Raw genomic sequence first — 12,220 nt, 5'->3', positions numbered from 1 at the left:
CTTGCCGCTGGGCTTGGCGTCGACATGCTGGCTTACGGCGTCACACCTGGCCGTAGCGCCCCGCCTCCTCACCCAGCCAGCGCCGGATCAGCGGCTGGCTGGCCTCGGGGTGGCTGGCCATCAGCGCCTCGGCCAGCGGCGCGACTCGGTCGAGGAGGTCGGCGTCGCGCTCCAGGTCGGCGATCTTCATCTGGGCCAGCCCCGTCTGGCGGGTGCCCAGCACCTCGCCGGGACCGCGCAGCTCCAGATCCTTCTCGGCGATGCGAAAGCCGTCGCTGGTCTCGCGCATTACCGCCAGGCGCTCCTTGGAGTGGGCCGACAGCGGTGGATGATAGAGGAGCACGCAGAAGCTCTGGGTGGCACCGCGGCCGACTCGGCCACGCAGCTGGTGCAGCTGGGAGAGGCCCAGGCGCTCGGGGTTCTCGATGATCATCAGGCTGGCGTTGGGTACATCGACTCCCACTTCGATCACCGTGGTGGCGACCAGCAGATCCAGCTCCCCGGCCTTGAAGGCTTCCATCACCGTAGCCTTCTCGGCGGCCTTCATGCGGCCGTGTACCAGGCCGATGGCGAGTTCCGGCAGCGCCTCCACCAGCTCGTCCCGGGTCGCCTCGGCGGCCTGGCACTCCAGTACCTCCGACTCCTCGATCAGGGTGCAGACCCAGTAGGCTTGACGCCCCTCGGCGCAGGCATGGCGGATGCGCTCGACCACCTCGGGACGCCGCTCATCGGGCATCGCCACGGTCCTGACCGGGGTGCGGCCCGGGGGCAGCTCGTCTATCACCGAGACATCCAGGTCGGCGTAGGCACTCATCGCCAGGGTGCGCGGGATAGGGGTGGCGGTCATGACCAGCTGATGCGGGGTAAGGCCCCCGGCCTCACCCTTCTCACGTAACGCCAGGCGCTGATGGACACCGAAGCGGTGCTGCTCGTCGACGATCGCCAGGCCCAGGCGCTGGAAGTGTACATCGCCCTGGAACAGCGCATGGGTGCCCACGACCATCTGGGCGCGGCCATCCTGGATCGCCGCCTTGGTGTCGAGGCGTGCCTTGCCCTTGAGCTTGCCGGCCAGCCAGGCGACGTCGATGCCCAGCGGGGCAAACCAGGCCCGGAAGGCGCGATAGTGCTGCTCGGCCAGGATCTCGGTGGGGGCCATCATCGCCGCCTGGCACCCCCCGGCGATGCTGGCCAGGGCCGCCATGGCGGCCACCACGGTCTTGCCGGAACCCACATCGCCCTGCACCAGCCGCAGCATGGGCACTTCCCGGGCCAGGTCGGCGCCGATCTCGTCGAGCACGCGGCGCTGGGCGGCGGTCAGGGAAAAGGGCAGCTGCGTCAGGAAGCGGGCCTGCAGCCCACGGCCCGAGGGCAGAGGGGGCGCACCATCCTCCTGGATGCGCAGGCGCACCGTCTGCAGGCTGAGGCGGTGAGCGAGCAGCTCCTCCAGTGCCAGCCGACGAGTCGCCGGGTGGTGGCCCCCGGCCAGCTGCTCGGGGTCGACCTCCGGCGGTGGCTGGTGAAGCACATGAAGACAGCGATGGAGTCCGGGCAGCCGGAAGCGGCTTCGCAGATCCGCGGTGATCCAGTCGGGCAGCGCCTCGGGTGCGTCATCGAGCCGCTCCAGGGCCTGCTCAATCAAGGCGCGCAGGCGGGTCTGGTGCAACCCCTCGGTAGTGGGGTAGATCGGGGTGAGGTGGTCTTCCACCGGCGGCGCATCGGCCTTGAGCAGGCGATACTCGGGGTGGTAGAGCTCGAGTCCGGTGGCACCGGTACGCGCCTCACCGAAGCCGCGCACCCGGCTACCAGGCTGGAACTGATGCTGCTGCGCCGGCGAGAAGTGGAAGAAGCGCAGGCTGAGCAGGCCGCTGCCGTCGCGCAGGCGCACCAGCAGGCTGCGGCGCCGGCCCCGTACGACCTCGGCGGCAATCACCTCGCCTTCGACCACCGCTTCATGGCCGGCGCGCAGGGTGCCGATGGGGGTAATGCGGGTGCGGTCCTGATAGCGCAGCGGCAGGTGGAAGAGAAGGTCGGCCACGCTGTCGATGCGCAGCCGGGACAGCTTCAGGGAGAGCGCTTCGCCGACCCCCTTGAGCGAGGTGACCGGGGCGTCGAGGGGTGTGTTCTCGGCGCTCATGTCTTGACGTTATCGGCCTGGCGGCAGCGAGCAACGGCCTCGGTGATGGCGTCGATCGCTTTGGGCCTCGGGAAGCTGGCGCGCCAGGCGATGGCGACGGTTCGCCCCGGTGCAGGGTCCGCGAACGGTATGCTCTCGAGCAGGCCGCTCTCATAGTGGACGGTACCAATGGCCGAGTGGGGCAGCACCGTGATGCCGAGCTTGGAGGCAACCATATGGCGAATGGTTTCCAGCGATCCCCCCTCGGCGGTCAGCGTATTGCTGGGGCTTGCGAGCTTCTGGCTGATGGCCGGGCAGGCCTCGAGAATCTGGTCACGGAAGCAGTGACCCTCGCCGAGCAGCAGCAGGCGTTCCTTGAGCAGCTCCTCCTTGTGCACGCTGTCGCGGCTGGCCCAGGCGTGGTCCGCCGGGACCAGCACCTCGAACTCCTCTTCATAGAGTGCCTTGGTCAGTACATCGGTCTCGGTGAAGGGCAGCGCCACGATGATGGCGTCCAGCTCGCCGCTGCGCAGCTTGCGGCGCAGGCTGCCGGTGAAGCCCTCCTCGATATACAGCGGCATCTGGGGAGCGCTGCGTGCAAGCTCAGGTACCAGATGAGGAAGGAGATAGGGGCCGATGGTGTAGATGGCGCCGATACGCAGCGGGCTTGCCAGCTGGTCGCGGCCTGCGGAAGCGAGCTCCTTGATCACGCTGGTCTGTTCCAGCACCCGCTGGGCCTGCTCGACGACCTTCTCGCCGAGCGGAGTGACCTGCACCGTGGACTTGGAGCGCTCGAAGAGCGGGACGCCGAGCTCCTCTTCGAGCTTCTTCACCGCCACCGACAGGGTCGGCTGGGAGACGAAGCAGCGCTCGGCGGCACGACCAAAGTGGCGCTCCTGGGCCAGTGTCACGATATAGCGGAGTTCTGTTAGAGTCATGAGGGTTGCCTAGCGGGCATCCTTGTGGATTTCCAATAGGACCTTTCTATCAGGGGGCGAGGCAAAGGTGAAGACAACGACATTGATTCTGGGCTGCGGGGACATCGGCACGACACTGGGCCAGCGCCTGCAGGCGCAAGGTCTGCACGCGATTGGCGTACGCCGCCGTGTCGAATCGCTCAAGGAGGCGGGCCTGGAGGCGGCTACCGCCGACCTCGCCGATCCCGCCAGCCTGGCTGGCCTGCCGGACGCGGATATCCTGGTTTATGTGGCCAGCGCCGACCGCTTCGAGGAGGCCGCCTATCGTGCCGCCTACCCCGAGGGGCTGCGGGCCACCCTGGCGGAATTCGGCGCACGCGAGAAGCCACCGCGCCACGTCTTCTTCATCTCCTCCACCAGCGTCTACGCGCAGCGCGATGGCGAAAGCGTGGATGAAACCAGCCCCACCGAACCCACCGGTTTTTCCGGCCAGCTGATGTGCGAGGCCGAGCGGGCACTCCTCGAGCACGACCTGCCCGGCACGGTGGTGCGTTTCTCGGGGATCTATGGGCCTGGCCGCGACCGTCTGATACGCCAGGTCAGCGAAGGCCGCATCGCCCCGGCGAGCCCCGCCATGCATACCAATCGTATTCATCGCGATGACTGTGCCGGTGTGCTGGCACACCTGATTGGTCGGGTACTCGCTGGTGAGGCCGTCGATGAGCTCTATCTGGCGACCGACAGTGAGCCGGCTCCCCTCCATGACGTCATGGCCTGGCTGGCGAAACAGCTCAAGGTGGAGGCTACCGAGACCATCCAGTCTCCGCTGCGTCGCCGTGCCAGCAAGCGCTGCAGCAACACCCGGCTACTGGAGAGTGGCTATACGTTTCAGTATCCCAGCTTCCGCGAAGGCTATGCTCAGGTGCTCAGGGAGGGAGGTTTCCTGCCCGAGAAGGCCTGAGGGCGGGCAGTCCTTCCGGCTCTCTCAGGCCGAGTGGGCCAGGGCCTTGTAGCGGGCCCCATCCTGCTCGGTGTAGGAGCGCAGCAGTGTCAGGCGTTGCCACCGCCAGTCGAGCGCGACCGGGGCCTGTGCCTCGAGGGGCCCGATGGCCATCCGCTCGGCTCGCCGCAGCAGGGTTACGTGGGGGACGAAGCGCGTCGGGCGTACGCCTAGCCCCAGGGCTTCCAGGCCGTTCCACAGGCCCGCCTGCAGCGCATCGAGCGCCGGGTCGTGCGTCCTGCCCCCGACCCATACGTTGCCCGGCCGCCGGAAGCTGCCCCAGCGATCCAGCCGCCAGATGCCCCCAGTCGGTGCCTGGCAACCCACCCACTCGACAAGTGCCGAAAGACGGCCTTCGTCGACCTCGCCGAGAAATGCCAGCGTCAGATGCAGGCTCGCGTCCGGCATCCGCCGACCACCGCAGCGGGCCTGGGCCAGGTCGGCAAGCGTAGCGAGCCGCTCGCGCAGATCGTCGGGCGGCTCAAGAGCCAGAAATAGGCGCAAATGGACCCTCCTGAAAAGGGATCAGTCGCCGAGGATCATCACACCTTCCGCCTCGAACTGCGCGCCCTTGGGCAGCGCCTTGACGCCGATGGCGGCACGCGCCGGGTAGGGCTTCTCGAAGAACTCCTCCATCATGGCGTTGACGACCGCAAACTGCCCCAGGTCGACCAGATAGAGGTTGAGCTTGACGATGTCCTGCAGGGAGCCGGCGGCCTCCTCGCAGACGGCGCGCAGATTGGTGAAGACCTGGCGGGCCTGGGCCTCGAAGTCATCGGAGACCAGCTCCATGGTGGCCGGATCGAGGGGGATCTGGCCGGAGAGGTAGACGGTGTTGCCGGCCTTGATGGCCTGCGAGTAGGGGCCGATGGCGGCGGGAGCTTTCTCGGTGTTGATCACGGCCTTGTTGCTCATGGTGTACTCCATCATGTGGTTGATTCACGTTGATCAAAAACGGCCCGCTCGCCCCATCGGGCGCTGACGGGCCGGTCGGGGAAGGCTCAGTTGCCGAGGCGGCTGATGCGCTCGACGTGTGAGAGGTTGCGTAGACGCTTGATGATGCGCGCCAGATGGACGCGATCACGCACCGCCAGGGTCAGGTTGAGCGTGGCCAGGCGGGCGTCGCGCTCCTCGATGCCGATGCGCTCGACGTTGGCGTCCGCATCGGTGACCACCCCGGCCAGTTCGGCGACCAGGCCGCGATGGCTCTGCACCTCGAGGCGCAGTGCCACCGGGAAGTCCTCGTCGATGGTCTCCGCCCACTCCAGGGGGAATAGCTTCTCGGGGTCGGTCTTGAGTTCGGCCAGGTTACGGCACTCGGCACGGTGCACCACGATGCCTTTGCCTACCGAGAGGTGGCCCACCACCGGATCGCCGGGCAGTGGATGACAGCAGCGAGCGAACTTGATGATCATGCCCTCGGCGCCGCTAATCAGGATCGGACCATGGCGGCGAGTGTCCGGGGCGTTGTCCTGGCCGGTGGCCGCACCATGCTGAAGGTCCATCAGGCGACGTGCGATGACGTGGGCCACACGTGAGCCAAGGCCGATCGACTCCAGCAGGGCATCCTCGTTCTTCAGGCTCAGCTCCGCGAGCAGATCGGGCAGCAGGTCTTCGGGCTGCTCCTCCAGGCTGGTCTCGAATTCGCCGAGGGCCTTGTTGAGCAGGCGGCGACCGAGCTGCACCGCCTCGGTGTGCTGCTGGTGCTTCAGGGCATGACGGATCGCCGAACGCGCCTTGGCGGTGATCACGAAGTTGAGCCAGTTGAGATTGGGGCGCGCCCCGGGGGCCGTGATGATCTCCAGGGTCTGGCCGCTCTCCAGACGGGTCGAGAGCGGGGCCAGGTGACGATCGATGCGACAGGCGATCGTGCTGTTGCCGATATCGGTGTGCACACTGTAGGCGAAGTCGATCACCGTGGCGCCCTGTGGGAGCTCCATGATATCGCCCTTGGGTGTGAACACGTAGATATCGTCTGGGAACAGGTCGTTCTTGACGTGCTCGATAAACTCCAGCGAATCCCCGGCGTGGCGCTGCATCTCGAGCAGCCCCTTGATCCAGGAACGAGCCCGGGCGTGGCTCCCCTCGGCGATGGGGTGGTCGGTCTGGCCCGCCTTGTAGAGCCAGTGGGCGGCGACGCCGTTGTTGGCCATGGCCTCCATCTCGCGGGTGCGGATCTGCACCTCGATGGGCATGCCGCCGGCGCCGAACAGGGTGGTATGCAGGCTCTGGTAGCCGTTTGCCTTGGGGATGGCGATATAGTCCTTGAAACGCCCGGGCACCGGCTTGTAGAGGTTATGCACCACGCCGAGGATGCGGTAGCAGCTGTCGACATCCTCGGTGAGAATCCGGAAGCCGAAGACGTCCATGATCTCGTTGAACGACTTGCGCTGATCGCGCATCTTGCGATAGATCGACAGCAGGTGCTTCTGGCGTCCGACCACCGTGCTTGGCAGCCCCCCGTCGTCGAGGCTCTGCTGAAGGGTGTTCTGGATCTGGCGAATCGCCGACCGGCGGTGGCCCCGAGCGCTGGAGACGGCGCGCTTGATACGCTCGGCGCGCATCGGGTGCAGGGCGTGAAAGGAGAGATCCTCGAGTTCCACGCGGATGGTATTGATGCCCAGCCGGCTGGCGATGCGGGCGTAGATCTCCAGGGTCTCGCGGGCGATGCGCCGTTTCTTCTCGGGGCGCAGGGCACCGAGGGTGCGCATGTTGTGCAGGCGGTCGGCGAGCTTGACGATGATCACCCGGATATCCCGGGACATCGCCAGTACCATCTTCTGGAAGTTCTCCGCCTGAGCCACCGCCTTGTCCTCGAAGGCGATCTGGGTCAGCTTGGAGACGCCATCCACCAGTTCGGCAACTGGGGCTCCGAACTGCTGGGCCAGGGCCTCCTTGTCGACACCGGTATCCTCGATCACGTCATGCAGCATGGCCGCCATCAGGCTCTGATGGTCCATATGCATGTTGGCGAGGATGTTGGCGACCGCCAGAGGGTGGGTAACATAGGCTTCGCCGGAGCGCCGACGCTGGCCGTCGTGGGCCTGCTCGGCATAGTAGAAGGCGCGCTTGACCTGCTGGATCTCGCTCTGGGGTAGATAGCCGCCGAGACGATCGGCCAGGTCATCGATGGTGAACATGCGGCGCGCCTGACTCCTGGGTGAGTGTCCGAAAGGGGAGGACGGCGCCGTGGCGCCGTCGGGGATCACTCCTCGGTGAAGCTACCGTACTGTGGCTGGGGCGGACGCACCAGGGCCTCGATGGGCTCGTCGAGCACACTGGAGTCGACCAGGCCGGCGGCGATCTCGCGCAGGGCCATGACGGTGGGCTTGTCGTTGTCCCACGGCAGCTGGGCGTCGCGGGAGCCGCGGGCCAGCTGGCGAGCGCGGTGGGTGGAGATCATCACCAGCTTGAAGCGGTTTTCGACGTTTTCCAGACAATCTTCGACTGTGACTCGCGCCATGGGTGCCTTCCTGAAGAGCTGACGGGACCCCCGACATCAAACACGCGGTGGGCGCGTGGACGGGTGTCCGCTATGGGTAGACCCAATAGGTTACTCGACGCCCGGCAGCGCTGACAAGCGCCACAGACGCGGCCTTCAGGCAAGAAGCGCCTGCAGCAGGGGGGCATGGGTGGCGCCGGCGCGCTGGCGGGTCAGGCGATGAGATACCACCAGGGCGCGCAGTTCGGCCAGGGCAGTGGTGAAGTCGTCATTGATCACCAGGTAGTCATACTCGTCATGGTGGGACATCTCGCTCACCGCGTCACGCATGCGCCGTTCGATCACCGCGTGTTCATCGGTACCCCGTCCGGAGAGTCGACGCTCCAGCTCTTCCCGTGAGGGAGGCAGGATAAATATCGATACCGCCTCGGGGAGCTGCTGCCGGACCTGGCGGGCACCCTGCCAGTCGATCTCCAGGATTACGTCCTGGCCGGCGGCCAGCGCCGCCTGTACCGCGGGCCGCGAGGTGCCGTAGTAATTGTCGAACACCCGGGCGTATTCGAAGAACTCGCCACGCTCGACCATCGCCTCGAACTCGGTCACCTCGACGAAGTGGTAGTTGACCCCGTCCACCTCGCCTTCGCGCCGGGGCCGCGTGGTGTGTGAGACCGATACCTGGATGCCGTCGAGACTCTCGACCAGTTCGCGCACCAGGCTGGTCTTGCCAGCGCCGGAAGGAGCGGAAACAACGAACAGCGTACCTTGCGACATGCGCATCTCCGGGTTGGGTGGTCCGGGGACCGGGATGAGGCCGATAGTGGAAGGGGGCGAAGTATCGCATACCCATGTGAGGCCTGCATCCGGCTAGCCGGAGGGGGCGGGACGCCGCCGCTCGAGCTGGCGCCCCAGGACGAAGATCATCAGACCACCCAACGCCAGGCCGGCACCCACCAGCCCGGTGGCCGACCAGGCGGCGCCGGTCTTGACGGTGATACCGCCCAGCCAGGCGCCGAGGGCGTTGGCGCCGTTGAAGGCGGCATGATTCATGGAGGCGGCCATGGTCTGCGCTTCACCGGCCACATCCATTAGCCTCGACTGCAGCGCCGGCCCCAGGGCGATGCCGGTCCCCACCAGGCCAACGAACAGCAGCCCCGTCACCAGGTGATTGGCGGCGACATAGAATCCCAGTTGTATCGTCAGGCTCCACAGCAGGATGCAGGGGATTGCACCGACGGGGTGACGGTCGGCAAGCCTGGCACCGACCAGGTTGCCGATGATGCCGCCAATGCCGAAGATGGCCAGCACCCAGGGGCCCAGGGCCTCGGGCATGCCCGCCTGATCGCGCAGGGTCGGCACCACGTAGCTGAATACCGCGAACATCCCGCCGAAGCCGATGGCGGCGACGGCCAGGGTGGCGAGGACCCGCTGACTGACCAGGGCGCCGAGCTCGCGGCGTGGACTCGCGTTGCGATCGCCGGGCTGGACCGGAACGAACAGCCGAATCATCAGCATGGTGGCCAGGGCCACACCGCCCACGGCGTGGAAGGCGAAGCGCCACCCCAGCCACTGGCCGGCCCAAGTGGCCAGGGGGGCGCCAATCACGATGGCGACGCTCAGCCCCAGCATCACCCGGCCGATGGCGCGAGCGCGTTGATCCACGGGTACCGCCGCCGCCGCGACCAGTGCGGCCACGCCAAAGAAGGCGCCGTGGGGCAGTCCGGCGATAAAGCGCAGGGCGACGAAGGGCCAGAAGGTGGTGGTCAGGGCGCTGGCCACGTTGCCCAGGGCGAACACCAGCATCAGGGTGATCAGCAGCGCACGACGAGGCACGCGCGCGGCCAGTGCCGAGATCAGCGGCGCCCCCACCACCACGCCCAGGGCGTAGGCGGAGATGGCGTAGCCGACGTCGGCGGTGGCCACCTCGAGGTTGGCGGCGACTCGCTCCATCAGGCCCATGATCACGAATTCGCTGGTGCCGATGCCAAAGCCCCCCAGCGCCAGGGCGAGTTCCGCCAGGCGCGGATGGCGAGCCGCGGCGGGTGAAGATGCGGACATGATGTCTCCATGACAGGTAGGGCGCCCCCCCACTGGGTGGCAGGGAGGGCAGGTCTTGCTATTCGATGTTCTGCACCTGCTCGCGGATCTGCTCGATCAGCACCTTGAGCTCCACGGCGCAGCGGGTGGTACTGGCCACCACCGATTTCGACGACAGGGTATTGGCCTCGCGGTTTAGCTCCTGCATCAGGAAGTCGAGGCGGCGGCCCACCGGGCCCTTCTGGTCGAGCTGGCGCTTCACCTCGGCGACATGGGTCGCCAGACGATCGAGCTCCTCGTCGACGTCGGCCTTCTGGGCCAGCAGGGTAAGCTCCGCCTCCAGGCGCTGGGGGTCGAGCTCGGCCATTACCGTCTCCAGGCGCTCGAGCAGCTGGGCACGCTGGCGCTCGAGGATCCGTGGCATCAGGCCACGCACCTCGGCTACCTGAGACTCGATGCCGATGAGCCGTTCGCGGATCAGCTCGGCGAGTTTCTCCCCCTCCCGGGCGCGGCCGGCGAGCAGGTCGTCGAGGGCGCGCTCGAACAGTGCCAGGGCGGCACTCTTTACCGTTTCGGGATCGGGGCCGCGGCTCTCCAGCACCCCCGGGTACTCGAGCAGGGCCAGGGCGTCGGGCGGGGTGGCCTCCGTCACTACTTGGCGCACCTCGCCCAGGGCGCGGCCGAGCTCGGCGAGCCGTGTCGGGTTGACGGCGAGCTCGGTGCCCTCACCGGCGGCCTCGAAGCGCAGGCTGACCTCGACCTTGCCCCGCGCCAGGCGAGCACGCAGCGCATCGCGGAAGGCGGGCTCCAGATCGCGAAGGCTCTCCGGCAGGCGGAAGTGGGGTTCGAGATAGCGCTGGTTCACCGAACGCAATTCGAGCTGCAGGTTGCCCCAGGCGGCGGTGTGCTCCTGACGGGCGAAGGCGGTCATGCTGTGCACCATGGTGGGCTCCCGGGGTGACTGGTGTGAGATGAAGGGTGAGAAGAGCGGATCATGCCTCGTGAACAGGCCGCAGTGTAACCGATTCGCCGGCAGCGTCGGGCCAAGCGTGTAGAATGTCGGCCAGCCGAAACAACTCAACGTCTTCTCAACCCCTATCGATCACGAGGTATCATGGCCAACGACTTTCGACGCCCCAGCGGGCGCGCGCCCGAGCAGCCCCGCGAGATCCGCCTGACCCGCGACTACACCCGTCATGCCGAGGGCTCGGTGCTGGTGGAGTTCGGCGATACCAAGGTGCTGTGCAACGCCAGCGTCGAGCCCGGCGTGCCGCGCTGGCTGCGCGGCAAGGGCCAGGGCTGGGTCACCGCCGAGTACGGCATGCTGCCCCGGGCCACCCATACCCGCGGTGGACGCGAGGCGACCCGCGGCAAGCAGGGCGGCCGCACCCTGGAGATCCAGCGGCTGATCGGTCGTTCACTGCGTGCGGCGGTCAACCTCAAGAAGCTGGGTGAATTCACCATCACCGTGGACTGCGACGTGATCCAGGCCGATGGCGGCACGCGAACCGCTTCCATCACCGGCGGCTGCGTGGCGCTGGTGGACGCGATTCGTTACCTGCAACGCAACAAGCTGATCAAGGGAGACCCCTTCAAGCAGCTGGTCAGCTCGGTGTCGGTGGGCATCTTCAAGGGCGTGCCGGTGGTGGACCTGGACTACCCCGAGGATAGCGGTGCCGATACCGACATGAATGTGGTGATGACCGAAGGGGGCAGCCTGATCGAGGTACAGGGCACCGCCGAGAAGGACAGCTTCAGTCGCGCCGAGCTCAATGCCATGCTCGAGCTGGCCGAGAATGCCGGCGTGCAGCTGTTCGACCACCAGCGTGAGTCGCTGGGTATACCGCGCTGATCCTGCAGGCCTCATGCTAATGCAGAGTGCCGGCCATCACTGGCCGGCACTCTGCGTTCCGACTGACCGGAACGGCGACGGAGGGAGGTGCCTAGAGCGGCAGGTCGTACTCGACGATCAGCGGCGCGTACTCCGAGAAGGTAGCGTCGTAGTCGATCCAGGCATCCACCACATGGCGGCGGAAGTTGGGCCCCACCACCTGATAGTCGATACGCCAGCCCTCCTGACGAGATCGCGGCACCTCCTGGTCGGGCTTGGGCCACCAGGTGTACTCACCGGCGTCACGGTTGATCTCACGGAAGGTGTCGATAAAGCCGGTGGGGCCGAACACCTGATCCATCCAGGCACGCTCCTCGGGGGTAAAGCCGGGCGTGCTCTGGTTATCGGCCCAGTTCTCCAGGTCGATGGTCTTGTGGGCGATGTGCCAGGTGCCACAGATGATGTACTCGCGGCGCTTGCGAGCCATCTTGCTGAGGTACTCCTGATACTGTGCCATGAAGGCCTGCTTGGCGGCCGGGTCGTTGCCGTCGGGCATCAAAAAACTGGCGATGCTGAAACGGTCATAGTCGGCCTGCAGGAAGCGTGCCTCATGGTCGCACTGGGGAAAGCCCAGTCCGTACATGATCGCCTTGGGAATCTTGCGGCAATAGAGTCCGACCCCGGAGAAGCCGTCCTGCTCGGCGTCGAGGAAGTAGCCCTCGTAGCCTTCCGGATAGAGGATGCTGTCATCCAGCTCGAAGCTCTTGGCCTTGAGGTTCTGAACGCAGACGACATCGGCGTCCTGGTTGGCCAGCCAGTCGAGAAACCCGCGACCGACCGCTTCGCGGATGCCGTTGACGTTGATGGTTGCTATTTTCATACG

12 protein-coding genes are annotated in these 12,220 nt (G+C 66.7%); 2 read left to right on the top strand and 10 right to left on the bottom strand.

Translation table 11 applies throughout. The features are described 5' to 3' along the window. Positions 1–40: 40 nt before the first annotated feature. Positions 41–2,134, bottom strand: a complete 2,094-nt coding sequence (recG, locus tag Q0894_RS09030) for an ATP-dependent DNA helicase RecG (RefSeq protein WP_299234064.1) — start codon at positions 2,132–2,134, stop codon at positions 41–43. Then, positions 2,131–3,051, bottom strand: coding sequence for a hydrogen peroxide-inducible genes activator (locus tag Q0894_RS09025; RefSeq protein WP_299234061.1), 921 nt, complete (start codon positions 3,049–3,051; stop codon positions 2,131–2,133). The genes recG and Q0894_RS09025 overlap by 4 nt, the downstream gene beginning before the upstream one ends. Positions 3,052–3,118: 67 nt before the next feature. Here Q0894_RS09025 and Q0894_RS09020 point away from each other — a divergent pair, with 67 nt between their 5' ends. Then, a complete protein-coding gene (locus tag Q0894_RS09020; RefSeq protein WP_299234058.1) occupies positions 3,119–3,991 on the top strand; it encodes an SDR family oxidoreductase in 873 nt (290 codons plus the stop codon). A gap of 24 nt (positions 3,992–4,015) precedes the next feature. Here Q0894_RS09020 and thpR read toward each other — a convergent pair whose 3' ends face one another. The 7 genes from thpR to Q0894_RS08985 all read right to left on the bottom strand — a co-directional run bounded on the left by thpR (position 4,016) and on the right by Q0894_RS08985 (position 10,449). Further along, entirely contained in the window at positions 4,016–4,534 is a 519-nt protein-coding gene (gene thpR / locus Q0894_RS09015) for an RNA 2',3'-cyclic phosphodiesterase (RefSeq protein ID WP_299234055.1), read from the bottom strand. 21 nt (positions 4,535–4,555) lie between these two features. Beyond that, positions 4,556–4,945 carry a RidA family protein gene (locus tag Q0894_RS09010; protein ID WP_161423655.1) on the bottom strand — a complete coding sequence of 130 codons (390 nt, stop codon included), beginning with the start codon at positions 4,943–4,945 and terminating at the stop codon, positions 4,556–4,558. An 86-nt stretch (positions 4,946–5,031) separates the two neighbouring features. Next, complete coding sequence (locus Q0894_RS09005; protein ID WP_299234051.1) at positions 5,032–7,170, bottom strand: bifunctional (p)ppGpp synthetase/guanosine-3',5'-bis(diphosphate) 3'-pyrophosphohydrolase; 2,139 nt, start codon at positions 7,168–7,170, stop codon at positions 5,032–5,034. 65 nt (positions 7,171–7,235) lie between these two features. Continuing rightward, positions 7,236–7,493 (bottom strand): DNA-directed RNA polymerase subunit omega, encoded by a 258-nt coding sequence (rpoZ, locus tag Q0894_RS09000; RefSeq protein ID WP_132044707.1) that lies wholly within the window; start codon positions 7,491–7,493, stop codon positions 7,236–7,238. Between the two features lie 135 nt (positions 7,494–7,628). After that, positions 7,629–8,243 (bottom strand): guanylate kinase, encoded by a 615-nt coding sequence (gmk, locus tag Q0894_RS08995; RefSeq protein WP_299234043.1) that lies wholly within the window; start codon positions 8,241–8,243, stop codon positions 7,629–7,631. A 93-nt stretch (positions 8,244–8,336) separates the two neighbouring features. Beyond that, positions 8,337–9,527, bottom strand: coding sequence for an MFS transporter (locus tag Q0894_RS08990; RefSeq protein WP_299234040.1), 1,191 nt, complete (start codon positions 9,525–9,527; stop codon positions 8,337–8,339). Positions 9,528–9,585: 58 nt separating this feature from the next. Continuing rightward, positions 9,586–10,449, bottom strand: coding sequence for a YicC/YloC family endoribonuclease (locus Q0894_RS08985; protein WP_299234037.1), 864 nt, complete (start codon positions 10,447–10,449; stop codon positions 9,586–9,588). Between the two features lie 171 nt (positions 10,450–10,620). On the opposite strand from Q0894_RS08985, the gene rph reads away from it, so the two are divergent. After that, positions 10,621–11,358: a ribonuclease PH gene (gene rph / locus Q0894_RS08980; protein WP_132044715.1), complete on the top strand. Its 738-nt coding sequence runs from the start codon at positions 10,621–10,623 to the stop codon at positions 11,356–11,358. 91 nt (positions 11,359–11,449) lie between these two features. On the opposite strand, the gene Q0894_RS08975 is transcribed toward rph, so the two are convergent. Continuing rightward, positions 11,450–12,217 (bottom strand): exodeoxyribonuclease III, encoded by a 768-nt coding sequence (locus tag Q0894_RS08975; protein WP_299234032.1) that lies wholly within the window; start codon positions 12,215–12,217, stop codon positions 11,450–11,452. Positions 12,218–12,220: the final 3 nt, after the last annotated feature.

Source organism: uncultured Halomonas sp. (genome assembly GCF_947501415.1).
GTDB lineage: Bacteria > Pseudomonadota > Gammaproteobacteria > Pseudomonadales > Halomonadaceae > Halomonas.
The sequence above is the reverse complement of the archived record's forward strand: the minus strand, read 5'-3'. Positions and strand labels throughout refer to the sequence as shown.

Bases quoted from the DNA above. Each gene is read 5' to 3' on its own strand.
- Q0894_RS08985 (WP_299234037.1), bottom strand. From the start codon at position 10,449: ATGGTGCACAGCATGACCGCCTTCGCCCGTCAGGAGCACACCGCCGCC.
- Q0894_RS09010 (WP_161423655.1), bottom strand. From the start codon at position 4,945: ATGAGCAACAAGGCCGTGATCAACACCGAGAAAGCTCCCGCCGCCATC.
- Q0894_RS09025 (WP_299234061.1), bottom strand. From the start codon at position 3,051: ATGACTCTAACAGAACTCCGCTATATCGTGACACTGGCCCAGGAGCGC.
- recG (WP_299234064.1), bottom strand. From the start codon at position 2,134: ATGAGCGCCGAGAACACACCCCTCGACGCCCCGGTCACCTCGCTCAAG.
- rpoZ (WP_132044707.1), bottom strand. From the start codon at position 7,493: ATGGCGCGAGTCACAGTCGAAGATTGTCTGGAAAACGTCGAAAACCGC.
- rph (WP_132044715.1), top strand. From the start codon at position 10,621: ATGGCCAACGACTTTCGACGCCCCAGCGGGCGCGCGCCCGAGCAGCCC.
- Q0894_RS08990 (WP_299234040.1), bottom strand. From the start codon at position 9,527: ATGTCCGCATCTTCACCCGCCGCGGCTCGCCATCCGCGCCTGGCGGAA.
- gmk (WP_299234043.1), bottom strand. From the start codon at position 8,243: ATGTCGCAAGGTACGCTGTTCGTTGTTTCCGCTCCTTCCGGCGCTGGC.
- Q0894_RS09005 (WP_299234051.1), bottom strand. From the start codon at position 7,170: ATGTTCACCATCGATGACCTGGCCGATCGTCTCGGCGGCTATCTACCC.
- Q0894_RS08975 (WP_299234032.1), bottom strand. From the start codon at position 12,217: ATGAAAATAGCAACCATCAACGTCAACGGCATCCGCGAAGCGGTCGGT.